Here is a 24526-nt window from a genome sequence, read left to right on the forward strand (position 1 = left end):
CCTATTACTTGCTCGTACGGCGAGACGGGCGTCCGTGCCATGCATCAACCTGCGGCTGATCTGTCCGCTCCGGTCGGCGATCTGTGGTGGACGATTTTTCCCGGGGTGGGTGCTTATGGGGTGTAAGGTGCCGACGCACAGTCGAGTCCAGCTATTGAGCAGGAAAGTCTCATTACGAAACTATCCCCCTCGGAACCCCTTGAGGGCGAGGAGGCGCGGACTCGACGGAGTCGACGGAGTCGGCCGTCCGTCCGTCGGCAGCCGGTTCGTGGGCCGCAACAGGCATGAGTCGTTCGGTGAGTGGGAGACCACCTCCACCGTCATCGAGTGCGAACCCCCCAAGGTGTTCGCCTGGGCGGTGCAGGATCCGGACGAGCCCAGCGCGGTCTGGCGATTCCGGCGCGAACCGGAGAACGGCGGGACGTCGCTGACGCAGTGGATGCAGATGGGCCCGGGGCGGTCGGGCCTGTCGTTCGCGATCGACGCGATGCCGGACAAGGAGCAGAAGATCGTGTTCGTCCGTATGCGCGAGTTCGAGCGGAACATCGGCGTGACCCTGGAGCACATCAAGAAGCTGGCGGAGGCGTGATGAGGACCGCGACGACGGTCGAGGCGTCGGGCTTCGACTCCTGGAGCCGGCAGGCGGACTTCGTGGTCGAGGCCGAGAAGCTGGGCATGGACGTGTGCTGGGTGGCCGAGGCATGGGGCTCGGACGCACCTTCGGCCCTCGGTTTCTACGCGGCCCGCACCCGACGGATGCTGCTCGGCTCCGCCGTGATGCAGGTCGGCACACGCACCCCGGTGGCGCTCGCACAGGCGGCGATCACCCTCTCCAATCTTTCGGGTGGACGCTTCCTGCTGGGCCTCGGCCCCTCCGGTCCCCAGGTGATGGAGGGCCTGCACGGCGTGCCGTTCGCCCGCCCCCTGGTGCGGGTCCGTGAGACCGTGGAGATTGTCCGCCAGGTGGTGGCAGGCGACAGGATCTCCTACTCGGGCGAGGAGTTCCGGATTCCGTTGCCCGGTGGGGAAGCCAAGCCGATGCGGCTGTCCATGCGGGCCGAACACCCGGTCCCCGTCTACCTGGCCGCGCTGTCACCCGCCATGCTCCGGCTCACCGGCACGGTCGCGGACGGCTGGCTCGGCACCAGCTTCGTACCGGAAGGCGCCGGCGACGCCTACTTCGCCCCGCTGGACGAGGGCTTGGGCCGCGGCAACCGCACCCGTGCCGACTTCGACGTGTGCCAGGGCGCCGAGGTCGCCTTCGCGCCGGACGAGGAGGCGCTCGGCGCCATGGTCGCCGGCCGCAAGAAGGAACTGGCCTTCAGCCTCGGCGGAATGGGATCGGCGTCGACGAACCACTACAACCGGGCCTACAGCCGCCAGGGCTGGTCGGAGGTGGCCGCGGAGGTACGCGAACGCTGGCAGGCGGGCGGGCGACCGGGAGGGCGCGGCCGGCCTGGTCACCGACGACATGGTGCTGGTCACCGACGACATGGTGCTGGCCACCACGCTCATCGGCACCGAGGGTATGGTGCGGCAGCGGTTGCGTGTGTGGCGCGACGCGGGTGTGGACACCGTACGCCTCTATCCGGCCGGGGAGACCATGGAAGCCGAACTCGACACTCTGGGACGGGCGATCGAGCTGGTCCGCGAAGTGAGCGAAGAGTCATGAGTCCGGCGCGCCCCTCGTTCGCGAACTGGCCGTGCTCCATCGCCCGCACGGTCGATGTGATCGGTGACGCCTGGACCGCCCTGGTCCTGCGGGAGGCGTTCTACGGCATCCGTCGCTTCGACGAGTTCCAGCAGGAGCTGGGCATCGCCCGCAACACCCTGGCGGACCGGCTGCGGCGCCTGGTCGACGAGGGACTGCTGGAGAAGCGGCCCTACGAGAGCGAGCCGCCCCGTCATGAGTATGTGCTGACGGAGAAGGGGCGGGACTTCTTCCCTGTCCTGGCCGCGATGACACGGTGGGGCGACAGATGGCTCGCGGGGGAGGAGGGCGTGCCCGTCACCCTCCATCATGAGGTGTGCGGCCACGACGCCCACGCCGAGACGGTCTGCTCGGCGTGCGGTGAGCCGATGCGCTCCGAGGACACCTCCCCGCGGATGGGGCCCGGTTACCCGGAGCGGCTGCGGACGCGGCCGGACGTCCAGCGCCGTTTCGCCCGGTCGTAGCGACCTGTGCGTGTCCCGGTGGCGGACCGGGATGTCACGCCGTGGCCGCCTTCCCGGCCCCGGCCCCGGCACCGTCCGGCAGAAGGGACAGGAGCTGCTTGGTGTGGCCGGGCAGCTCCACTTCCGCGAGGCCCGTGACGAGGTCCCTCAGTGGCATGGGCTGATCGACCATGAGGGTGTCGTCGGACAGCAGCAATGTGGGTACGAGTGTGTCGAGTTCGGCCTCGCTCAGCATCGGTCCGCCGAGTGTGCAGAGGGCGTCTCCTTGGGCGCGGATGCGGTCCCGGAGCCCCGCGTTGCCGCCGGCGCGCGCGATGACGCGTTCGATGGTCCAGGGGTCGAGCGCGATGCGGTTGTCGTACGTCGTGTTCGCTCCCGAGGCCACGACGCAGACGGTGGCGATGGTGGCGGCATTGATGAGGGAGACGTGCGCCAGAATCTGGTCGGCGTTCCACTCGCCGACCGGCGGAACGGGGCTCGGGGCGCCGGAGTCGGCCACGGTGGCGGCGGCGTCCAGCAGCGTGCGGTAGGCGTCCCGGAGGGGGTTGGTGTCCATCATGACTCCTTCATGACTCCTTGTGTCTGGCGTCCCACTGCCGTCTCACATGTGCGCGCGATGCATTTCCCAGGGCGCCTGCGGGAGGACGTCGCCGGTTTCGAGCAGCGACTTGAGGTTCGCCAACACGGCCGGCCATCCCTGCGAAATGCCCTTGTACATGTCCAAGTTGGCGAGGTTCTCGTGGGTCACGGTGAGGCGGACGATGTCCTGGTGCGGTTCGACGAGGAAGGTGACGACCGACGGTTCCCTCGGCTGTTCGGCGTCGGGGGAGTCCTCGAAGGTGATGACCAGGCGCGTCGGAGGCTCAGCCTGCAGTACCCGGCCGACGACGTCGACGGCGCCCGATCCGTCCACGCGTCGGTGCTCCCAGGGTGAGCCCGGCTGCCAGTCCGACACATTGGCGTGTCCCCAGTAGCGCGCGGTCAGGTCCGCGTCGGTCAGGGCCTGCCACACCTGCTCCGCGGCGGCACGGATGTAGGTGACGTAGACATACGTCGGCACCGATGTGGGTTCGTTGGTCATGGCGTACTCCTCTGCCTGGTGCTTGATGGCACTGAGCGCTTGTAGGCGGGGCCTGTCGAACCCCGATATCCAGCGCTCCTCGATCTCGTGGATGGGCGTCGGGTTCAGGTAGTGCAGCCGCTCCCGCCCGCGCCGTACGACAGTCACGAGGTTTGCCCGCTCAAGAATGTCGAGATGCTGTGTCGCCGACTGGCGCGCCATGTCCAGGCGCTCGCACAGCTCGCGCAGCGTCTGGCCGTTGTGCTCACGCAGACGGTCGAGCAGCAGTCGTCGGGTGGGATCGGCCAGCGCCTTGAAGGCCGAGTCCATCGCCGTCGCTTCGTCGCTCACCTTCTCATTATGCAGGTATCTGCCTGCATAATGTCAACGGTGAGATCCAGGGGTGCTCATCTGAGCACCCGATCGCCGAATGGGCTCAGTGAACGGAGAGTCCGCCGTCGACGAAGATCGCCTGCCCGGTGACATAGGACGAGGCACGGCTCGCCAGGAACACCGCCGCGCCGGCGAAGTCCTCGGCCAGGCCGTTGCGCCCGATCATCGTGCGTGCGGCGAGCGCCGCCACCCTCTCGGGGTCGGACGACAGCCGTGCGTTGAGCGGCGTCATGACGAAGCCCGGTACGAGCGTGTTGCAGGTGACGCCGTACGGCGACCACGCCTCGGCCTGCGAGCGGGCCAGCGACTCCAGTGCGCCTTTGGAGACGCCGTAGGCACCGCTCTGGACGAACGCCCGATGGGCCTGCTGGGAGGTGATGTGAATGATGCGTCCGAAGCCGCGCTCGGCCATGCCGGGTCCGAACCGCTGTCCCAGCAGGTAGGGCGCCTCCAGGTTGACCGCCATGGTGGTGTCCCACACCTCTTCGCCCAGTTCTCCCATGGGAGGGCGCAGGTTGACCCCGGCGGAATTGACGAGGATGTCCGGCTCCCCGAACGCCTCGGCTGCCTCTTCGGCCGCCGCACGCACACCGTTCCGAGTGCTCAGGTCGGCGCTCACCCAGGCCGCTCGGCAGCCATGGGCCGCCAACTCGCCCACGGTTGCCGCCAGTTCCTCCTCCTTGCGCGCCACGACCACGACGCTCGCACCCGCGCGCGCGAGAGCTCCCGCGATGGCTCGGCCGATGCCGGAGCTGCCGCCGGTCACCACGGCCACCCGGTCGTCCAGCGAGAACAGTTCGGAGAGGTACGCCTGCGAGGTCATGCCCGCACCCTACGATCCTCCGGGCCCGGCGGTGCTCCAGTCACCCCTTGGCCACACCGGCGAGGTCCAGCAGACGGTGCATCACGGCAGGAGGCAGGGTGGGGTTTGCCGCGGCCGCCGACGCGCTGTCGGGGTCGGTGAGCCGTCGCATGAGTTCGCCGGCGGGCAGTCGTGGGTCGCGTACCGCCCAGACGCCGACCACCGGGTCGTCGGCCAGCCGCAGGACCAGATCCGGTCCGCCCTCCGGGTCGTCGAGCGCGGCTTGCCGCAGCCGGGGGTTGGGATGGTCGGCGAAGCGGGCGAGGCCAGGCTTGGCGAAGTTCGGGTGTGCGCGAAGGAAACTCCATTTGAGACCGTGCCAGTAGGTGTACATCTCGACCACCAGCTCATGAGGGGCATCGGCGCAGGACTGGCAGAGTGTGAGCTTGACGAAGAAGTCCTCGTCCTCGGCCAGCCGGTCCACGACATCGGACGGGAGATGCTTGTGCATGGCGATGCTGCGCCGCAGCAGGACATGACCGGACGCGGCCGCCCGGCGGGCGACCTCCGGTTCGTGACCGCGTTCCACCACCCAGCGCGGGGGCGTGTGGTAGCCGCCCGGTACGACGTAGGGGATCGCGGAGCGCTGCTCCTCGGTGAGGTCCTCACGCATGGACAGGGCGAGCCGGACGTTGTCGTCGGGATCGTCCGCGAGCAGCAGTGCCACCTCGGTCGGCACGAGAGGGTCTTCGGCCGCGGAGTGGCGTACCCAGGGATCGGGATCCTGGACGCGGAGATGGGGATCGGCTTCGAGATCGGGTCCGGGCTCGCTCTCGGGGGCGAGCAGCTCGGCCACGGCCTGCCGGACTTCCGGCTCCCGGTCGGCCAGTAGGGCTTCGCGCACGTCGGCCGGGAGAAAGAGCCACAGCTCCCGGCTGAGGGCGGCTGCCCTCACCGAGGGGTCGTCGTCGTCCTCGGCCAGCCGTGCCCGAGTGGCCACCGGCAGCTCCTGCTGAGTGGCCACCATCCGCCGGACTCGCGGATGACTGTCCGCGGCCAGGGTCTCCAGGACCCCCTCCGGGATGCGCCGGCCGAACTCACCGACGAGGGCGGCGTAGACGCGGCGCACCCGGGGTTCGGGGTCATGAACGAGCCGCGCCAGTATCTCGACGTCGGCGTTCGGGTTCGCCAGAGCGTCTATCCGACGCTCGACCTCCGTGGCGTTCACCAAGATGGCGGTGGACTCGGCATCGAGAGGGCGCCAGGTGAGCCACGACGGGTTGTGACCCGGCAACTGCTCGACTGTGAGCAGCCGTGCCAGCGCCGTGCCCGGCAGTGCCGGGTTCATCATCAGTCCACTGAGCCACTCGGCGGCCAACTGGTCGACGTCGCCGCCAAGTATGTCCCGGTCCCCGCCCATGTCAGTCACGGGCCCATCCTCCCCGACTCGCGTGTGCCGGCGCGTCCGGATCCCGCGGCCATCCGGCCGGGTGGTACTCGGCCGATCTGTTCCTGTGTCTTCCGGTCCTGAGCGGAGTTCTGGCGGCCCGCGGCGTGGACGCGGATGTCACGGGGTCGCCCGAGCCGCTGACGTCGACCAGTTGGTACACGCAGATACCCACCCCCCACGCTGGGCCCCGACCCCGGCCCCCCGTCCGGACACGCCCACCTGACATCCACGCGTGAACACCGTGTCCCTTCAGCTCCGACGGCGCCTGGCACCCTCCTGAAGTTCCTTGCGCAACCGCTCGGGGCGCCAGTCCCCGACGACGGCCTGCCAGACCGTGTCCGCCTGGGAGGGAGGCGCGAGGCCGTCGACCGGTGGGTCGAGGTCCAGGTTCGTGGGAAAGGGACAGCCCTCGGCGGTGGCGGCGACCACGCGGCGCAGCCAGTCCTCCGAGGCGCCCTCTGCCCTGCGGCGCAGCAACACCGGGAAGAGCGCGTTCGTCATCGTCTCCCGGTCCACGGTCTCCATGGCCCGCCCGAAGGCGGACGAGATCTGCAGCAGGTTCGCCATGCGTCGGATGCCGGTGGAGCGGTTGTGCCCGGCGGCGTGGAAGAGCGCGGGGTTGAAGAAGGCGGCATCGCCCTTGTCCAGGGGGAGTTGGACGTGGTGGGACTCGAAGTACTCGACGAACTGCGGGAGTCGCCATGCGAGGTAGCCGGGGCCGTACTTCTGCGAGTGCGGGAGGTACAGCGTCGGGCCCGACTCGACGGGCATGTCGCAGTGGGCCACCGCGCCCTGCAGGGTCAGTACGGGCGACAGACGGTGGACGTGCGCCGGATGCGCGGCGGCGCGCTCCTGGGAGAGGAAACCGAGGTGGTAGTCGCGGTGCACGCGCTGCGCGGCCCCGCCCGGATTGACGACGTTGACCTGTGAGGTGACCTGGTAGGCGGGGCCGAGCCAGGCCTCGGCGATCAGGTTCAGCATGTCGTTGGCGTAGTAGTCGGCGAACACCTCCGGCGCGCGCACGGCGAGCTTTTCCAGGGCGTTCCAGACCCGGTCGTTGGCGCCCGGCGCGGCGAAGTGGTCGCCACGGGCGGCACCAGTCGCGCGCTCTTCCTCGATCAGCGCGTTGAAGGCTTCGGATGTCCGGTCCACGACGGCCGTGTCGGCGAAGGCGCCCTTGAGGACCACGATGCCGGGACCGTCGAGCAGCGCCCGGACCAGTTCGCTCTGTACGTTCCTACGGCCTTCGGCGGTGTCCGTGAGGCCGCGGAGCCGGTCGCTGTCGTAGAGCAGCACGCCCTGTTCCGCCCGCTCGGCCGAGGGGTGGTCATGGGCGTCGGTCTCCTGCTCGACGAGCGAGCGGAACGCGTCGAGATCGCAGTCGGCCTCGGTGAACCAGGTCGGCTCTCCCGCAGTCGTGGAGGACATTCGGGTCCCTTCGCAGTGCCTGCCTTTCTGCCAGTCTTGGGAACCAGAACCCATCATTCAAGCCTCAGCAATACATCAAAAGTCCATCACCGTCTCCGGGGATCACTCATGCGCCACCCCTATCCGATCAGGGAAATCGCCCGCCAGGCCGGGCTGAGCACGGCCACGGTCGACCGTGTTCTCCACAACAGGGGCAACGTGCGGGAGGGCACGGTCAGGGAGGTGTACGAAGCCATCAAGGACCTGGACCGTCAGCAGAGCCAGGTCCGTATCGGGGGCCGTACTTTCATGATCGACATCGTGATGCAGGCACCGGAGCGGTTCTCCACCGCCGTCCGCGAGGCGCTGGAGGCCGAACTGCCCTCCCTGCAGCCCGCGGTGGTGCGCTCGCGCTTCCACTTCCGTGAGGCCTGTCCGCCCGGCGAACTGATCGGAATCCTGGACAAGATCGCCAAGCGCGGGACACAGGGCGTGCTCCTGAAGGCCCCGGACCTGCCGGAGATCGGAGCCGCCGTGGGGCGGCTGGTCGCGGCCGGCATCCCCGTCGTCACTCTGGTGACCGACCTGCCCCACAGTGCACGCCTGGCATACGTCGGCATCGACAACCGCGCGGCGGGCGCCACCGCCGCCTACCTCCTTCAGCAATGGCTCGGCGAGCGGCGCGGCAACGTGCTCACCACCATCAGCCGGGGCTCCTTCCGCGGCGAGGAGGAGCGCGAGATGGGCTTCCGCAGCGCGATGCGCCTCGCGGACCCCAAGCGCTCCCTGGTGGAGGTGACGGACAGCGACGGACTGGACGCCACCCAGCGCGAGTTGGTCCTGGAGGCGCTCAAGCGCGACGAGGAGATCGTCGCGGTCTACTCGATGGGCGGAGGCAACCTCGCGACCCTGGACGCGTTCGACGCCCTGGGGAGGTCATGTGCCGTGTTCGTCGCACACGACCTCGACCACGACAACACGCGGCTGCTGCGGGAGCGCCGCCTTTCCGCAGTGCTTCACCACGACCTGCGCCAGGACGTGCGCCGCGCCTGCCAGACCGTCATGCGGGCCAAGAAGGCGCTGCCCGACGACGGGCCGACCCTCCCTTCGGCGATCCAGGTGGTCACGCCGTTCAATCTGCCGCCGGACGTGTCCATGTCGCGGTCAGGTCCTCGGCAACGTCCCGAAGGAGAGTCAGAAAGACGTCCACCAAGGGAGTGAGGGTGGTCTCGGTCGCGGTGACCGCGTGGAGTCGGCGGTGAAGCCGCGGTCGGGCAAGCTCGCGGTGGGTGGTCCCGGGGACCCCGGTCAGGGCCAGACGGGAGACCAGTGCGACGCCGATGCCCGTGCCGACCAGGGCCTGGGCGACGTCGTACGAGGCGGTCTGGAACCTGATCCTGGGCGTGAAGCCGGCGTCGGCCGCGGCCTGGTCGAACTGCTCCCGTGCGGCGTGGCCGGCCAGGATGGTCACCCATGACTCGTCGCGGAGATCTTCGAGGCGCAGCGGGGTGTCGTGGGGTGTCCGTGCGGCGAGGGGGTGGTCGTCGGGGAGGACGACGACCATGGGGTCCAGCAGCAGCGGGTGCAGGGTGATGTGCGCGGGCGCCTCGGGGAACGCGCCCCAGGAGGCGATGACCGCCAGGTCGAGCCTGCCCGCGGCGATCTCCTCGATCCCGTGCTCGGACAGTACGTCCTGGACCGACACGTCGGCGTCGGGGTGGCGGTGGCGCAGAGCGGTCAGGGCCGGCGGGAGCACGTGGAGCGCGGCGGCCTGGAAGGCTCCGACTTTCAGGCGCAGCGCGAGATGACCGAGCAGGGCGGACAACTGTGCGGCGGCGTCGTCCATGTGCTGGCCGATGACGCGTCCATGCTGGGCGAGCAGGGCGCCGGCGGCGGTGAGGGCCGCTCCGCGTGGCCCGCGCAGGACGAGGGGGGCTTTCCAGTCCCGTTCCGCGCGGGCGACCTGCTGGGTCACCGCCGCGGGGCTGAGGCCCAGGACGTGGGCGGCCGCGGTGAGGGAGCCATGGCGTTCGATCAACGCGAGCAGCCGGAGCTGTCCAGGGTCTGGCATTCAATTATCTTAATGCTGATGCGCTGATCTCCGGCTTCTCTGAATTCTTCGAACTCGCCAGCCTGGTGGGGCAAGGCAACCAACTTCAGAAAGGTCTGATCGACGTGCCCACCCACCTGCCCGTATTCGTGATCACCACATGGCTGCTGGCGATGCTTCCGGGCGCGGGACAGGCGCTCATGGTCCGGCAGACCCTGGAAGGCGGCTCCCGCCTGGCCCGGGCGACCATCGCCGGCAACGCGACGGGACTGGTGATCTGGTCCACCGCCGCCGCGGCCGGGCTGTCGGCCGTACTGCTGGCCAATCCCGGTGCCTACGCGGTCGTACGCATCGCGGGCGGGATCGTCCTGGTCGCCCTCGGCATCAGCACGCTGCGGGCGGCGCGACGGACGTCCACCGCGCCGGCCGAGTTCGCGCCGACACGGCAACTGGGCTGGTGGAGCGCCTACTCCGCGGGACTCGGTACGAACCTCGGCAACCCCAAGGCGGGCGTGTTCGCGGTCTCGGTGCTGCCCCAATTCGTCACGGCCGACGGTCCGGTCATGCTGTCGAGCATCGCCCTGGGGGTGATGTGGGCCCTGGTCAACGCCTGCTGGTACGTCCTGTTCACCTGGGCCCTCGGCAGGGACCGCGCGCTGGTGTCCAGGCCGGGGGTTCGTCGATGGCTGAGCATCGTCACCGGCGTCGTACTGCTGATTCTCGGTACGGCAGTGGCCGGCGGCGTCTGACGGGCACCGGGGCCGACCTGGCGCTGCCGCCATCCGCGGAGGAGCATGGGACATGAGCGACCGAGGGAGGCCCGCCATGAAAACCGGAGCCTCGGATTACGACGCCTGGCTGTACTCCCACACCCCCTCCCAGGCCGAGGGGGAGCGCGAGGAGCCGACCGAGCGGGCGGCCATGGAGCAACACCCGGACGTCCCCAGGACCGAGCCGTCCCAGGCGGAGGGCGAGCGGACGGACGACATGCCCACGGCGTGAGCGCCGCCCACCGCGACCACGTCGACGCCGCCGCCCGGCGACGAAGAGTGAGCCGACGCCTCATACGGTTGATCGGGTGCGACCGGTTCCGTATGCAACTGAAATCACCTAGGTTGTTCCGATTAGGATGGATTGCCCGGATGTAGATCGCTGCTGGTCCACATCCGATCGCATGCGTCCCAGTGGGATTACCCGGGCGGTGAGCGGAGGCGAGGGTCGGCAGTGGTGAACACCAGAGGCGGCGATGCGGACCACGGCGGCCCGTCCATATCCCAGGTCCCGCATGTTCTGCACCAGTCGCAGGGCGTGGGGACCCTACAGACCGATCGGCCCTCGGAGCGACACCGCATGCGGATGCTGCTGCTGGACGCCGTGGACGAGGACCGGCGCGACGTCGAAGTGCTGCTGACCGCGCTCCAGCAGGCGGTGGCCGAGGTGCACGGCCTGGGCGGCATGGTGCATCTGCCTGGCGGCGGCATGAGCGGCATCCTCTACCTGGTCGCCGACAGTGGCCTGCCGGAGACGATGACCAGGCCCTGGGTGATCATCCCGGTACGGGGCACGGCGCCGCCCAGCAGAGCCGCCCGCAACGACACCACCACCTGGCAGCCCGACCTGGCCCCGCCCGACCCGGTGCCCGGCCGTGACCCCGCCGCCCTGTGGCCCTCCGGACTCCCCGCCGGCATCGGTCACCTGGCCGTCCCCATTCCGAGCGGTGGCTGGCGCCGCGGCGCGCTCTCCGTCCTCTTCGCGCCGGGCGCCGAGCCCAGCGCCGCGGAGCGCGCGTTTCTGAACGAGGTGGCGGCGTGGATGTCCGGCAGGCTCAGGTCGTCCGGAATCCTCAATCCGTCCCCCACCCTGCTGCGCGCGCTGGAGAACGGGCCAGGACCGCGGGAGGCCGCCGCCCCGTGGGACGCGGAACGGATGCCCTCCATCAGCTACACCTGGGACCTGCGCACCGGCGAGCTGACCTCCGACCTGCCCGTCGAGGAGGTGCTGGCCGGCATCGATCCGGAGGTGATGAACGGCGGCATCGAGGCGTGGGCGGAGCTGATCCACCCGGACGACCTGCCAGGCGCGGTGGCCGGCTTCGACACCGGCATCCAGATGCGCGGCGGCTTCCAGAACGAGTACCGGATCCGGCGCCAGGACGGCACCTACGTCTGGATCGAGGCCTGTGCCCGGACGATCACCGACGAAGAGGGGGCGCCGGTGAAGGTGATCGGCACCCTCCGGGACAGCAGCGAAACGCATGCCGCCGCCGAATCGGTGGGGCGGGCGCTGCGACACATGAGCGACGGCTTCGTCTCCCTGGACACGGACTGGCGCATCGGATTTCTCAACCAGGCCGCCGAGCGGCTCTTCGGCGCCGCGGGAGAGGTGGCCGGATCCCTGCTCTGGGACATTCCCGCCGTACGTGCCGTGCCGGGGCTGGAGCAACAGTGCCGGGCCACGGTGGCCGAGGGCCGGCCGGGCGGATTCGACGTACCGGGGTCGGACGGCAAGTCCTGGTACCACCTGCGGCTGGTGCCAGTGCCTGAAGGCCTCACGCTCTACATCACCGAGACCACCGAGCGGCATCTGCGGGAGGCCGAGCGGGCCGCCGCCGAGCGGGCCGCCGCGGAGCGCGCGGCCCTGGTGCAGCGGATCACGCGGGAGCTGGCCGAGGCCGTCACGGCCCAGGACGTGATGACGGCGGTGGCCGACGGTGTGATGACACCCCTCGGGGCCAACGGACTCATCATGGTCGGCGTGGTCGGCGACCGGCTGACCGTGGTCGGCTCCCGGGGACATTCGGAGCGCTTCACCCGACTGCTGGACGGGCAGTGGGCGGTGCGGGACACCATGAACCCGGTGGGGGACGCCCTGCGCACCCGCACCCCCCTCTACATCTCGTCCCCGGAGGAGTTCCTGAAGCGCTACCCGGACACCGACATCCTGATCAGGGAGGGCGGCACGCAGGCATGGGCCTTTCTGCCGCTGGCGGTGTCGGGGCGCGGGATCGGCGCGGCGGTGATCTGCTTCGGCCGCCCGCGGGTGCTGGACGATGAAGAACGCACGCTGCTGACCGCGCTCAGCGGACTGATCGCGCAGGCCCTGGAGCGGGCCGGGCTCTACGACGAGGCGACGACCCGGGCCCGTACCCTCCAGCGCAGCCTGCTGCCGCAGGAACTGCCCGAGCTGCCCGAGGTGACGGCGGCGGCGCGCTACCAGCCGGCCAAGCACGGAGCCGATGTCGGCGGCGACTGGTACGACGTGATCCCGCTCTCCGCGGCCCGGGTCGCGTTCGTGATCGGCGACGTCATGGGCCACGGCATGGCCGAGGCCGCCACCATGGGCGGACTGCGCACGGCCGTCCGCACCCTCTCGGAACTGGAACTGCCGCCCGACGAAATCCTCGGCCACCTCAACGACATCGTCGGCGAGCAGGGCACCGATGCCTTCGTGACCTGCCTGTACGGCATCTACGACCCGGTGACCCGGCTTCTGTCGTACGCCAGCGCCGGTCAGCCGCCCCCGGCGGTGGCCCACCCCGACGGCACCGTCACCTTCCTGCCCATGACCCCGGACCCGCCGCTGGGGGTGGCCGCCCCGCCCTTCGAAACCCACGAGACCCTGCTGCCCGCCGACAGCCTGCTCGCCCTCTACAGCGACGGCCTGGTCGAGAGCAAGGACAGGGATGTCACCACCGGCATGAACCGCCTGGCCGAGCTTCTCTTCGAGTCCGTGAACGCCATGCCCGCCTTGCCGGCGGACGCGTCCGACCTGGACACCCTCTGCGCCACGCTCACCTCCGCTCTCCTGCCCGCCCACGGCGAGCTGATAGACGACGCCGCGCTGCTGCTGGTCCGCACCCACCCGCTGGACGCGGAGAACGTCGCCGAGTGGCCGTTGCCGGAGGACCCGGTGGCGGCGGGCCAGGCCCGCGACCTGGCCCGCGCACAGCTCAACGACTGGGACCTGACCGACGAGGACCTGGTCATGACCACCGAACTCCTGGTCAGCGAGCTGGTCGGGAACGTCGTCCGGCACGCCTGCGGCCCCATCCGGCTGCGCATGCTCCGCAGCCGCGCACTCATCTGCGAGGTCTCCGACGCCAGCCTGACCACACCGCACATCCGCCACACCTCCGCCACCGACGAAGGCGGCCGCGGCTTGCAGCTCATCTCCGCACTCTGCCAGCGCTGGGGCACCCGCCACACCCGCACCGGCAAATCCATCTGGACCGAACAGTCCCTGCCCGCCACCTCGGTCTGATCCGACGGGTCGGTGGCCGAGGTCGCGATCGTGCGGGGCGTCCGGCCTTCCGCCGACGGCCCGTCAGAGGTCGAGGACGACTTCGGTGGTCGGCTCGGTGCAGCAGACGAGGACGGTACCGGCCTCGGGGAGTTCGAGAGGTGGGGTGGTGTAGGTGACGTCGCCCGACAGGAGGTGAGTGACACAGGTGTGGCAGACACCGGTGCGGCAGGACCAGCGGGTGGGGATGTCACAGGCTTCGGCCAGATCGAGCAGTGAGGCGTGAGCCGGTGACCACGGGGTCGTGACGCCGCTGCGGGCGAAGGTGATGACGGGTCCGGTGCCCGGTGGACCGGGGGGTTGGTGCGGCCGTACCGCGCTGGTGGACGTCACGCCGGGATTGATGGCGGACAGGGCGCTGAACTGTTCCGTATGGATGCGCTCGGGGCTCAGGCCGTGATCGCGCAGAAAGCCTCCCAGGTCGTCCATGAAGGCGGGCGGTCCGCACAGGTAGGCGTCGGCGTCGGTGGGAATGTCCATGGCCGCCAGGGACCGGGCGGTCGGACGCCCCTGGGTGATGTGGGGCTCGTCGCGACCGGGGGCGGCTCCGGCGCTGTAGTAGATGTGCTCGTGGGCGTGGGGGAGTTGGGCCAGCAGCGCGTGGGTCTCGTCCGCGAAGGCGTGGTGGGCACGGTCGTGCGCGGTGTGGATCCACCAGACGGGGCGTGGGTCTCGGGTGGCGGCGAGTCGGTGGAGCATGGCCAGTACGGGAGTTGCCCCGATCCCCGCCGAGATGAGGACGACCGGACGGGCACCGTCTTCCAGCACGAACGTTCCCCGGGGGCTCGCGATGTCCACGAGGTCCCCGAGGCGGAGCGCGGCATGGATGTAGGCGCTGACCTGCCCGCGCGGCTCGTGCTTGACGCTGATGCGATAGCTGCCGGCCGTGGGCGCCGACGACAGGGAGTAACTGCGCACGGTGGGAGCGGCATCGCCGACGGCGAGGCGGACGGAGAGGTACTGCCCCGGGCGGGCCTCGGGCAGCGGTGTGCCGTCGGTGGCGTCGAGGTAGATCGACGAGACGGTCGGGGTCTCGGGGACGATGCGGGCGACACGCATGGGCCTGAAGCCCGGCCATCCCCTGTCCTGCGCCGGCGGCTGCGCGGCGGCGAGTTCACGGAAGGACTGCTGCCAACCGGGGCTGAGGGCCGGGATGTTCAGTGCTCTGCGCAGCTTGGCGGGGTCGCGGTCGGGGAGGTAGAGCAGCGCGTCGGTGTCGGCGACGCTGAGCTGTTCCGGTCCCTTTCGGGTCAGGGTGATCTCGTCGCCGGCCTGGACGCGTCCCTCGGTCAGGACGCGCAGGTAGAAGCCGGGGCGGTGGTGGGCGACCAGCAGGGCGGCCATGGTGGGTTCGCCCAGGCGCAGGCCGACGCGGTAGCAGGTGACGCGCGGCTGGGTGACCTCGAACTCGGCTTCGCCGATGCGGTACCGGTCGCCGATGCACACCTCGTCGTCGGGCAGGCCGTCGACGGTGAAGTTCTCCCCGAACATCCCGAAGGTCAGGTCGTCGCGGCCCAGTTGCTTCTGCCAGTACTGGTAGGACTGCAACTGGTAGACGAGCACGGCACGGATCTCGCCGCCGTGTCCGGCCAGATCTCCCTGACCGTCTCCGTCGATGTTCAGCCGCCGTGCCGTCCGGGGGCCGTCCACGGGGGACTTCCAGGCTCCGGTGCGGACGGTCCTTCCCTGCCAGGAGACGTCCTTGGGCGTTCCTACGTTGACGGACAGCAGCGTCGCCATTGCGGACCTCCTGTGCGGTGTCCGGCCGGGGCAGCCCCCATGGCGCAGTGAAGCGTGCGCTCGGGCCGATCCTAGTTCGTGTGCCGGTGGTGCCGCGATTCCGTGATCATGAGTGGTCGGCGGCCGCGGCGTCGCGGGTGCGCCGGTAGTGGCGTCTGGCCTTCATCCTGTTGCCGCAGACGGCCATGGAGCACCAGCGGGCCTTGTTGGTCTTGCTGCGGTCGAGGAGGAACCGTCGGCACTCCGCGTTGGCGCACGGCCGCAGCCGGCCGGGCATCGTCTCCCGCAGCGCGTTCCAAGCCATGACGGCCTCCACCGCCAAACGGCGTTCCGCAGGGGCGTCCAGCTCCCAGGCCACCCCATCGGGGCCGACGCGAGGGCGGGAGACGACGTCGCCGAGCAGCGGAGCCAGCGACGCGGCCGGCCGACTTCCGCGCACCACGCCCTCAAGGGCCTCGCGCGCCTCCAGGAGGTGTCGACGCTCCTCCGCGCCGCCGTTGCCGCCGTGGGCCCGCTGCCAGCTCCTGGCCGCCTCCGGCTCCGCGAGCCGGTCCAGGACCGTCCCGTCGACGACCGGCGTGCTGTTCAGGAGCTCCAGCAGCGCGTCCTGCGGCTCTCGACCGGCCGACATGGCCGCCTCCTCACCGGATCCGGAGTGCCTTGCTCGAACGGTTGAACGAGTCTCACTGAATTCTAACCCATGAAAGTTGCCTGACGGGTTAGATCGAGCGTGCTCGACTGGAGGTGTAACCGGTAAAACTCGAAAGGGAGGTTAGAGGGATGGTCTCCGCAGTCCACCACCGCACCGCCACCGTCAACGGTCTCGACGTCTTCTACCGGGAGGCCGGGGATCCGAACGCCCCCGCCGTGGTCCTGCTCCACGGCTTCCCGACCAGCTCGCACATGTTCCGCCGGCTGATCCCGGCGCTCGCCGACCGCTACCACGTGATCGCTCCCGATCACATCGGGTTCGGCCAGTCCGCCATGCCCGCCCTGCGGGACTTCCCGTACACCTTCGACGCCCTCACCGAGGTCACCTCCGGCCTGCTCAAGCACCTGGGCATCGACCGGTTCGCGATGTACGTGCAGGACTACGGCGCCCCCATCGGCTGGCGGCTCGCGCTCCAGGCCCCGGACCGTGTCACCGCGATCATCACGCAGAACGGCAACGCCTACGAAGAGGGCTTCGTCAAGCCCTTCTGGGACGAGGTCTTCGCCTACACCGCGTCCCCGGGACCGGACACCGAAGCGCCCATGCGCGGCGCCCTGACCCTTGAGGCCACCCGCTGGCAGTATCTGAACGGAGTCGCCGATCCGAGCCTGGTCAGCCCCGACAACTGGGTCCACGGCCAGGCGCTGCTGGACCGGCCCGGCAACGACGAGATCCAGCTCAAGCTCTTCCGCGACTACCCCACCAACGTGGACCTCTACCCCCAGGTCCACCAGTACTTCCGTGACTCCCGGGTTCCGTTGCTGGCGGTCTGGGGAGCCAACGACGCGATCTTCGGCCCCGACGGCGCCAGGGCGTTCGGCCGGGACCTGCCCGATGCCGAGATCCACCTGATCGACTCCGGACACTTCGCCCTGGAGAGCCACCTCGCCGTCATCACCGACCACATCCGCGACTTCCTCGCCCGCGTCCTTGCCTGAGGCGCGGCGGTCGCATCCGTACCCGGAAGAAGGCCGCGACGGGGCTGGACGCCGACGAGGTCAGGCCAGAGGCAGCCCCCAGCGGGGCGCGTCCGCGTTCGGACGTACGGGCATGACGGACAGGTCGGGCCGGTCGCCCTCGGCCGTGATCAGCGCCGACTCGCCCTTGTGCAGGGTGACTTGAAGAGTGGCGGCGTCGATGTCGGTGTACCGCAGGGGACGGCCGCGCCCGTCCCGTACGTCGACGGGTCCCGTGATCCCGTGCCGTACGACGCAGGGCGCGCCGGCCTCGCTGGACAGCCGTACCCAGCGGGTGGTGCCGTTCTGTCGGGCCGCGCTCAGCAGGAAGGCGCCCTGTGTGCGGAAGCCGTGCACGGTCAGGTCCGCCCAAGCCGCGGGAAGCGCGGGGAACACTCTGATGACTCCGCCCCAGGACTGGCAGACCATGTCGTGCAGTGACTGCGCCGCCGATAGCGGCGTCTCGATGACCGGCCCTGACTCCTTGTACATGGTGTTGGGCTGGATGAAACGGGTCATCAGCTCACCGAGGTACTTCAGTGCGTCCTCGCCCTTGCCGAGCAGTGCCGACATCGAGGCCGCGCCCGTGAAGGTGTAGCCCTGAAGGGCACCTTCGAAGCCCACCCAGTGCGCCAGTGACTTCTCGATCAGGGCGAGTTCGCCGGGGGTGCGGCCGGTCACCTCGTACAGCGGGTAGACCGCCAGCAGGTGCGAGTAATGGCGGTGCGACTTCGCGAAGGGGATGTCCGCGCCGATCATGAAGCCGTTCGTGTCCGTCGGATACGGCGCCCGTTTCGCGAGCACTTCGCGCCAGCGGGGCGCCAACGCGTCGTCGATGCCGAGCAGTTCGGCGGATTCGAGGAGGGTGCGACAGCCCCAGGTCAGCAGCATCAGGTCGTAGTTGCAGTCGCGTGAGTTGCCGCCGTACTCCGGGGAGAAGGTGGCGGGCAGGTGCAGTTTGCCGTCCGGGCCGGGCTCCAGGAAATGGAGGTAGTAGTTGACCGCCTTGCGCAGCAGGGGGAACAGGACGTCCCGCAGGATCGACTCGTTCATGGTGTGGCGGTAGCTGAGCCAGACGTTGTGCAGGGCCCAGGTCAGATCACCGACCTCGGGCGTCGGCGGGTCCTGGCCGGGGACGCCGACTCCATAGCCGGTGAGGGTGCCGGCCGCGCCGTTGACCAGGTGGGGGTCCGTGGTGCGGGGGATGCCGAGTGAGTCGGTGCGGTACGGCGGTGCCACCTCCTTGGCGAGGTTGTCCCGGAACTCGCTCAACGCCCTTGTGATCGCGTCGAGTTCAAGGTGGTTGGAGCCATGGATGAGCCAGTACTCCAGCTGTGCGTTGAGGTTCCACCAGGTGTTGGGCCACGGAGTGGGTTCCAGCCAGGGGCCGCTCGTCGCCATCACGGGGGCGTCGCGGCGGGCGGCGGAGGCGGCCTTGTACAGCTGGATCCAGTAGAAGCGCTGGATGCGGGCGTCGGGCAGGGACAGGAAGCTCTTGCGGTAGTAGGCGTGCCACCAGGCGCGGTGGTCCACCGCCAGGGCGGAGTAGGGGAGGCGGTCTGCGGCACGGACCGACCTCAGGGCCCGGTCCAGGGCCGTGGTCCGCGGGTGGGAGTGCGCGACGTGCACGTACAGCGTTCGCGTCCGGCCCCTGGACCGCTCCCGCCACGCGGTGACGTGCCGGCCGCCCGCCAGCAGCGGCTGCACGGCGGCGGTCACGCCGTCGTAGTCGGTGACCTCGGCGGGCGGGTTGCCCCGGTAGCCGTCCGGGAGCGGCTTGAAGGCGGCTCGCGGACTGATCGCGTCGGCGGGGTGGAACACCCAGCGAAAGCCCCGCTCGCCCGCGCTCGGAGTCACCTCGACGGCAAGGACCGAGCGGTCGTTGTGGACCAGGGCGCGCAGGGCCAGGGTGCCTTTGTCGGTGGTGATCGTGCCGGACAGTTCGGCGTCGTGCAGCGCCAGCCGCCAGTCCAGGCCGGTGATCGCGCCCACCGGCTCCAGGGTGAAGTAGCCGATCGGCAGCCGGGCCAGACCGAAGAGGGAGCCGAACTCGGGGCGGTGGTCCTGCACCTCGGAATGCTGAATGTTGAACCGCACCGCCTTCGCCGCGGCGCCCGGCTCGGCGTAGATCCCGGAGCCGAGGAAGCCGTTGCCGAGGAACGGGCCCTCGTACCAGGTCTTCGGCATCCGCTGCCAGACCAGGTCGGCGTCGTCGAGAACGGTGCGCCAGGGGTCGGAGGGGTTCGCCGCGGGCTCGGCGCGGTCCGCTGCCGTCGCCTGCGTGGGCAGGCCGGTGGCCAGCAGGGTGCCGCCGAGGGCGGAGCCGGTGGCGAGGACGGTTCGTCTGGACGGGCGGGGCACGGCGGAGCTGGGCACGTTACCTCCAGGCGGCTCGGTGATTCATCGGAGCTATCCCGTGTCGCACCGTAGAGAAGGGTCTCATCCCCGTCAACATCATGAGATAGATCCGATGTATCAGTCGTGGGGTGACCACGTGCCGCAAACGGAATTCCTGTGCCTCCTCACCCCGCAATCCATCACGGGCCCTGTCCCGTATCTGTCCATGAGGGATGGAACACGGGAGGAGGGCCGACCGTGGCTGGAAGGTTGAAGTCGAACTGGAGTGGAGCGGCGGCAGGGGCGTGCGCGGTGGCGCTGGCCGCCGCGCTTTCGGCGTGCGGGAACTCGGGCGGGGGAGCGGGGGCCACGTCCAGCCCGGCGCAGAACGGCAAGGCGGGGTCCACGTCGGTGACGGTGCAGTTGACCGAGTACCACCTGGCCCTGTCGTCGAAGACGTTCAAGGCCGGTGACTACACGTTTGTCGCCAAGAACGCCGGGCACATCGTGCACTCCCTGGAGATCGAGGGCCAGGGCACCGAAATGCGACTGCCGCACGACCTTCAGCCGGGCCAGTCGGCCCCGCTCAAGGTCATGCTGAAGAAGGGCTCCTATGAGCTGTACTGCCCGGTGGACGGGCACAAGGACATGGGCATGAAGGCGGAGATCACCGTCGGCGGCGGCAGTGGCGGCAGCAGCGGTGGCGGTGGGAGCTCCACCCCGAGCAGCGGCTACTAGCGCCACCACGACCTGATCCACTTCCGCTACACCTGTGGCGGGGGGTGGTGAGCGCGAGAGCAGCCGGAGCGTACGGCGAGGGCAGCGATGTCGTCCTCCAGCCTTCCGCCGCTGTAGTGGACCAGGTCCTCGTGCAGCCGGCGCAGCAGCTCACGGGGCGACGCCGGGCCGAGCCGGCGCATCCAGTCCGCCAGCGGGAAGAACCTCCCGGTGCGGTCGCGGGCCTCCGACACGCCGTCGGTGTAGAGCAGCAGCTGGTCGCCCGAGGTGAAGGTGACGGTGTCGACGTTGTAGTGGTCGCCCAGCAGATTGGCCAGATTGAGCGGCGGTGAGGGAGTGGTGGGCTCGATGACGCGGATCTCCCCGCGCTGCACCAGCAGTGGCGGTGGGTGCCCGCAGTTGAGAATTCTGACCTGCCCGCCGTCGTAAGGGATCTCGGCGAGCAGAGCGGTGGCGAAGTGCTCCGACTGATCCACGGAGCGGGTCGTGACGCTGTAGCGGATGATGCTGGTTTCCAGGCGCTGGATGATGGCCTTCAGATCGGGCTGGTCGTACGCGTTCTCCCTGAAGCAGTTGATCACCGCCGAGGCCGCCCCCACCGCCTGGAGTCCCTTGCCGCGCACGTCACCGATGAGCAGCCGGACCCCGTACATGGTGTCGGCCGCCTCGTAGAAGTCGCCGCCGATCCGGGCGTGCTCCGCGGCCGCCAGGTACAGCGACTCGATTTCGACGTCCTGGATGCGGGACGGCAGGGGGCGCAGCAGCACTTTCTGGGCGGCGTCGGCGACGAGGCGCACCTGGAAGAGGATCTCCTCCCGCTGCAGACGGAGATGGCTCGCATACGCGGCCGCCAGGGTCACGGCGATGATCGCGGCAGCCGTGTACGGCGTTCCGAGGTCGGAGTAGACCATGCTGAGCCCGATCATGACCAGCAGGCAGAACACGCCCAGGAGGACCGTGGGCAGGACGGTCCACAACGCGGCGGCGAGGGCGGGCGCCGCGGGCAGCAGGCGGCTGAACGCGATCTCCCTCGGGGTGGCGAAGGCCAGGCCGGTGATGAGGGCGGTGAGCAGCAACGGTGACAGCAGTACCGTTTCGCGCCGGCCACCGTAGGGAGGGCGGCGGTGCCGCGGCCGTCCTGACCTGATCACAAAACGTATCTTATCGGGGCGAACTGGACATCGCGCCGCGATGGGGCGTGGCGCCGCCGGTTCCGGCGCGTCTACGGTGAGTCGCCGTACGACTACTTCATTCTCCGCGTGGCCGAACAGGTGACCGGACCGATCAGGAATGAAGAAGCGCGAGCCATGGAGCCGCGGCTAACGTGACGGGCGTGAACCGCTCGTGGCTGGTCGGATCGAGCCAGGCGACGCCGGCGGGGACCGTGACCGCGGCCCGTGCAACAGATGGAGAGACGAAAGTATGGACAAGACGACGGAGACGCGGTCGCCTGCGCCGCACGTTGCCGACAGCCACGATCTGATCCGCGTGCACGGCGCGCGCGAGAACAACCTCAAGGACGTCAGCATCGAGATCCCGAAGCGCAGGCTGACCGTGTTCACCGGCGTCTCCGGCTCGGGCAAGAGCTCGCTGGTGTTCGACACGATCGCCGCGGAGTCGCAGCGGCTGATCAACGAGACGTACAGCGCCTTCGTCCAGGGCTTCATGCCCACGCTGGCCCGGCCCGAGGTGGACGTCCTCGACGGGCTGACGACCGCGATCATCGTCGACCAGCAGCGGATGGGCACCGACCCCCGGTCCACCGTCGGCACCGCCACCGACGCCAACGCCATGCTGCGCATCCTCTTCAGCCGGCTCGGCAAGCCGCACATCGGCTCGCCCAAGGCGTACTCCTTCAATGTCGCCTCGATCAGCGGCGCGGGGGCCGTCACGGTCGAACGCGGCGGGCAGACCGTGAAGGAGCGGCGCAGCTTCAGCATCACCGGCGGCATGTGTCCGCGCTGCGAGGGCCGGGGCACGGTCACCGACATCGACCTGACCCAGCTGTACGACGACAGCAAGTCGCTCAGCGAGGGTGCGCTCACCGTCCCCGGCTACAGCATGGACGGCTGGTACGGCCGCATCTTCAAGGGCTGCGGCTTCTTCGACCCGGACAAGCCGATCCGCAAGTACACCAAGAAGGAGCTGCACGACCTCCTCCACAAGGAGCCGACCAAGATCAAGGTCGAGGGCATCAATCTGACGTACGAGGGTCTGATCCCGAAGATCCAGAAGTCGATGCTGTCGAAGGACGTCGACGCGCTGCAGCCGCACATCCGCGCGTTCGTCGAGCGGGCGATGACGTTCACCGTCTGCCCGGACTGCGACGGCACCCGGCTCAGTGAGGCGGCCCGGTCCTCGAAGATCAACGGCATAAGCATCGCCGACGCGTGCGCGATGCAGATCAGCGACCTTGCCGAATGGGTCCGCGGGCTCGACGAACCGTCGGTCGGGCCGCTGCTGTCCGCGCTGGGGGAGACCCTCGACTCGTTCGTGGAGATCGGTCTCGGCTACCTCTCGCTGGACCGGCCCTCGGGCACGCTGTCCGGCGGCGAGGCACAGCGCACCAAGATGATCCGCCACCTCGGCTCCTCGCTCACCGACACCACCTATGTCTTCGACGAGCCCACGATCGGCCTGCACCCGCATGACATCCAGCGGATGAACAACCTGCTGCTGCGGCTGCGCGACAAGGGCAACACGGTGCTCGTGGTGGAGCACAAGCCGGAGATGATCGCGATCGCCGACCATGTCGTCGACCTCGGGCCCGGCGCCGGTACGGCGGGCGGCACCGTCTGTTTCGAGGGCACGATCGAGGGGCTGCGGGCCGCCGGCACCATCACCGGCCGCCATCTCGACGACCGGGCCGCCGTCAAGGAGACGGTGCGCAAGCCCACCGGCACGCTGGAGATCCGCGGCGCGGCGACGAACAACCTGCGTGACGTCGACGTGGACGTGCCGCTCGGCGTGCTGACCGTCATCACCGGCGTCGCCGGCTCCGGCAAGAGCTCGCTGGTGCACGGCTCGATCCCCGCCGACGAGGGTGTGGTGTCGGTCGACCAGGGCGCCATTCGCGGCTCCAGGCGCAGCAATCCGGCGACCTACACCGGGCTGCTCGACCCGATCCGCAAGGCGTTCGCCAAGGCCAACGGGGTGAAGCCGGCGCTGTTCAGCGCCAACTCCGAGGGCGCCTGCCCCACCTGCAACGGCGCCGGCGTCATCTACACCGACCTGGCGATGATGGCCGGCGTGGCCACCACCTGCGAGGAGTGCGAGGGGAAGCGGTTCGAGGCGTCGGTACTGGAGTACCACCTCGGCGGCCGCGACATCAGCGAGGTGCTCGCGATGCCGGTGAGCGAGGCCGAGGAGTTCTTCGGCGCCGGTGAGGCACGTACACCGGCCGCGCACAAGATCCTCGAACGGCTCGCCGACGTCGGCCTGGGCTATCTCACCCTCGGTCAGCCGCTCACCACGCTGTCCGGCGGCGAGCGGCAGCGGCTCAAGCTGGCCACCCACATGGCCGACAAGGGGGGCGTCTACATCCTCGACGAGCCGACCACCGGCCTGCATCTCGCCGACGTCGAGCAGTTGCTCGGTCTGCTCGACCGGCTCGTCGACGCCGGCAAGTCGGTCATCGTCATCGAGCACCACCAGGCGGTCATGGCGCACGCCGACTGGATCATCGACCTCGGCCCGGGCGCCGGTCACGACGGCGGCAAGATCGTCTTCGAGGGCACCCCCGCCGACCTCATCGCCGCCCGCTCCACCCTCACGGGTGAGCACCTCGCGGCCTACGTCGGCGGCTGACCGGGGCCCTCGCGGCTGACCGAGGCCCTCGGTCAGCCGCTCGGTCGCCTGATCGGCGTACATCGGCACCATGTACTTCATGGCGCCGCCGTTCCACCGGACCTCTCCCGGCCGACCATCACGAACCACCCGACGGCCATGAGGGTGCCTATCGCACCCGCCACCACCAACAGGCCTTCGGCGGGAATCAAGTTGTCGCCGCCCGGATACTTCTGGCCGCACAGCCGCACCGCTTCCGGGCGCTCGGCCGAGGCTTCGAGGCACACCGCGGTGCCCACCTCGGGCTCTGCCGGCTCGGCCACCTGTCCCACGGGCAGGTCTCCGGTGGCGAACCGTCTACCGCCGACCCGGTACGACACCCGGTACTCGGTCCCGCCCTTGACCGGCACCGCCCGGTCGACGACACCCTGGACCCGCACCGGTGACGCATCGATCCGCCGCGCGTCGGAGATCTCCCCCGCCAGCGACCAGCCGCCCGCCAGCGCCACCCCCAGGGTCACCGCCGCCACCGCAAGCGGCACCCATCTCCCCTGCCGGAATCCGTCCCACCCCATGGCGTCAGTGTCACACGCCCCCAGGGTGGTCCGGGCCGTGGAGTTC

General features: G+C 69.8%; 20 protein-coding genes and 1 pseudogene. 10 read left to right on the forward strand and 11 right to left on the reverse strand.

Annotated features, from left to right (window positions below; genetic code table 11):
• Window positions 1–199: 199 nt before the first annotated feature.
• The 3 genes and pseudogenes from AB0I54_RS11675 to AB0I54_RS11685 all read left to right on the forward strand — a co-directional run bounded on the left by AB0I54_RS11675 (window position 200) and on the right by AB0I54_RS11685 (window position 2175).
• Window positions 200–589: an SRPBCC family protein gene (locus tag AB0I54_RS11675; RefSeq protein WP_363295759.1), complete on the forward strand. Its 390-nt coding sequence runs from the start codon at window positions 200–202 to the stop codon at window positions 587–589.
• A pseudogene (locus AB0I54_RS11680) lies at window positions 589–1672 on the forward strand (LLM class flavin-dependent oxidoreductase). Before AB0I54_RS11675 ends, AB0I54_RS11680 begins: the two are co-directional and overlap by 1 nt.
• Window positions 1669–2175, forward strand: a complete 507-nt coding sequence (locus AB0I54_RS11685) for a helix-turn-helix domain-containing protein (protein WP_363295760.1) — start codon at window positions 1669–1671, stop codon at window positions 2173–2175. Before AB0I54_RS11680 ends, AB0I54_RS11685 begins: the two are co-directional and overlap by 4 nt.
• 34 nt (window positions 2176–2209) lie before the next feature.
• Here AB0I54_RS11685 and AB0I54_RS11690 read toward each other — a convergent pair whose 3' ends face one another.
• The 5 genes from AB0I54_RS11690 to AB0I54_RS11710 all read right to left on the reverse strand — a co-directional run bounded on the left by AB0I54_RS11690 (window position 2210) and on the right by AB0I54_RS11710 (window position 7308).
• Window positions 2210–2734: a hypothetical protein gene (locus AB0I54_RS11690; RefSeq protein WP_363295761.1), complete on the reverse strand. Its 525-nt coding sequence runs from the start codon at window positions 2732–2734 to the stop codon at window positions 2210–2212.
• Window positions 2735–2776: 42 nt separating this feature from the next.
• Complete coding sequence (locus AB0I54_RS11695) at window positions 2777–3565, reverse strand: metalloregulator ArsR/SmtB family transcription factor (RefSeq protein ID WP_363296071.1); 789 nt, start codon at window positions 3563–3565, stop codon at window positions 2777–2779.
• Between the two features lie 106 nt (window positions 3566–3671).
• Complete coding sequence (locus AB0I54_RS11700) at window positions 3672–4451, reverse strand: SDR family oxidoreductase (RefSeq protein WP_363295762.1); 780 nt, start codon at window positions 4449–4451, stop codon at window positions 3672–3674.
• A gap of 40 nt (window positions 4452–4491) precedes the next feature.
• On the reverse strand, window positions 4492–5859 hold the full coding sequence (locus AB0I54_RS11705; protein WP_363295763.1) for a hypothetical protein: 1368 nt from the start codon (window positions 5857–5859) through the stop codon (window positions 4492–4494).
• A gap of 270 nt (window positions 5860–6129) precedes the next feature.
• Window positions 6130–7308, reverse strand: coding sequence for a phytanoyl-CoA dioxygenase family protein (locus AB0I54_RS11710; RefSeq protein WP_363295764.1), 1179 nt, complete (start codon window positions 7306–7308; stop codon window positions 6130–6132).
• 108 nt (window positions 7309–7416) lie between these two features.
• Between AB0I54_RS11710 and AB0I54_RS11715 the strand changes: the two genes are divergently transcribed.
• Window positions 7417–8508, forward strand: coding sequence for a LacI family DNA-binding transcriptional regulator (locus AB0I54_RS11715; protein ID WP_363295765.1), 1092 nt, complete (start codon window positions 7417–7419; stop codon window positions 8506–8508).
• Here the strand turns inward: AB0I54_RS11715 and AB0I54_RS11720 are convergent.
• The gene (locus AB0I54_RS11720) at window positions 8420–9358 is read right to left on the reverse strand and encodes a LysR family transcriptional regulator (protein WP_363295766.1); all 939 of its coding nucleotides are present in this window, start codon (window positions 9356–9358) and stop codon (window positions 8420–8422) included. The genes AB0I54_RS11715 and AB0I54_RS11720 overlap by 89 nt on opposite strands.
• 104 nt (window positions 9359–9462) lie before the next feature.
• Here AB0I54_RS11720 and AB0I54_RS11725 point away from each other — a divergent pair, with 104 nt between their 5' ends.
• The 3 genes from AB0I54_RS11725 (at window position 9463) to AB0I54_RS11735 (ending at window position 13597) form a co-directional block, all read left to right on the forward strand.
• Window positions 9463–10086 (forward strand): LysE family translocator, encoded by a 624-nt coding sequence (locus tag AB0I54_RS11725; protein WP_363295767.1) that lies wholly within the window; start codon window positions 9463–9465, stop codon window positions 10084–10086.
• A gap of 76 nt (window positions 10087–10162) precedes the next feature.
• A complete protein-coding gene (locus tag AB0I54_RS11730) occupies window positions 10163–10339 on the forward strand; it encodes a hypothetical protein (protein ID WP_363295768.1) in 177 nt (58 codons plus the stop codon).
• A 348-nt stretch (window positions 10340–10687) separates the two neighbouring features.
• Complete coding sequence (locus tag AB0I54_RS11735) at window positions 10688–13597, forward strand: SpoIIE family protein phosphatase (protein ID WP_363295769.1); 2910 nt, start codon at window positions 10688–10690, stop codon at window positions 13595–13597.
• Window positions 13598–13660: 63 nt separating this feature from the next.
• Here AB0I54_RS11735 and AB0I54_RS11740 read toward each other — a convergent pair whose 3' ends face one another.
• Together AB0I54_RS11740 and AB0I54_RS11745 are read right to left on the reverse strand one after the other, a co-directional pair.
• Complete coding sequence (locus AB0I54_RS11740; protein WP_363295770.1) at window positions 13661–15376, reverse strand: MOSC and FAD-binding oxidoreductase domain-containing protein; 1716 nt, start codon at window positions 15374–15376, stop codon at window positions 13661–13663.
• 106 nt (window positions 15377–15482) lie between these two features.
• Complete coding sequence (locus AB0I54_RS11745) at window positions 15483–16007, reverse strand: CGNR zinc finger domain-containing protein (protein ID WP_363295771.1); 525 nt, start codon at window positions 16005–16007, stop codon at window positions 15483–15485.
• Window positions 16008–16156: 149 nt separating this feature from the next.
• Between AB0I54_RS11745 and AB0I54_RS11750 the strand changes: the two genes are divergently transcribed.
• Complete coding sequence (locus AB0I54_RS11750; RefSeq protein WP_363295772.1) at window positions 16157–17026, forward strand: alpha/beta hydrolase; 870 nt, start codon at window positions 16157–16159, stop codon at window positions 17024–17026.
• Window positions 17027–17086: 60 nt separating this feature from the next.
• Here the strand turns inward: AB0I54_RS11750 and AB0I54_RS11755 are convergent, their stop codons facing one another.
• The gene (locus AB0I54_RS11755; protein WP_363295773.1) at window positions 17087–19420 is read right to left on the reverse strand and encodes a glycoside hydrolase family 95-like protein; all 2334 of its coding nucleotides are present in this window, start codon (window positions 19418–19420) and stop codon (window positions 17087–17089) included.
• A gap of 219 nt (window positions 19421–19639) precedes the next feature.
• On the opposite strand from AB0I54_RS11755, the gene AB0I54_RS11760 reads away from it, so the two are divergent.
• The gene (locus tag AB0I54_RS11760) at window positions 19640–20119 is read left to right on the forward strand and encodes a cupredoxin domain-containing protein (protein WP_363295774.1); all 480 of its coding nucleotides are present in this window, start codon (window positions 19640–19642) and stop codon (window positions 20117–20119) included.
• A gap of 26 nt (window positions 20120–20145) precedes the next feature.
• Here the strand turns inward: AB0I54_RS11760 and AB0I54_RS11765 are convergent, their stop codons facing one another.
• Window positions 20146–21270, reverse strand: a complete 1125-nt coding sequence (locus AB0I54_RS11765) for a PP2C family protein-serine/threonine phosphatase (RefSeq protein ID WP_363295775.1) — start codon at window positions 21268–21270, stop codon at window positions 20146–20148.
• Between the two features lie 271 nt (window positions 21271–21541).
• Between AB0I54_RS11765 and AB0I54_RS11770 the strand changes: the two genes are divergently transcribed.
• Window positions 21542–23926 (forward strand): excinuclease ABC subunit UvrA, encoded by a 2385-nt coding sequence (locus AB0I54_RS11770; protein ID WP_363295776.1) that lies wholly within the window; start codon window positions 21542–21544, stop codon window positions 23924–23926.
• A gap of 77 nt (window positions 23927–24003) precedes the next feature.
• Here AB0I54_RS11770 and AB0I54_RS11775 read toward each other — a convergent pair whose 3' ends face one another.
• Entirely contained in the window at window positions 24004–24480 is a 477-nt protein-coding gene (locus tag AB0I54_RS11775; protein ID WP_363295777.1) for a hypothetical protein, read from the reverse strand.
• Between the last annotated feature and the right edge of the window lie 46 nt (window positions 24481–24526).

This window comes from Streptomyces sp. NPDC050625, from assembly GCF_040654755.1.
Classification (GTDB): Bacteria; Actinomycetota; Actinomycetes; order Streptomycetales; family Streptomycetaceae; genus Streptomyces.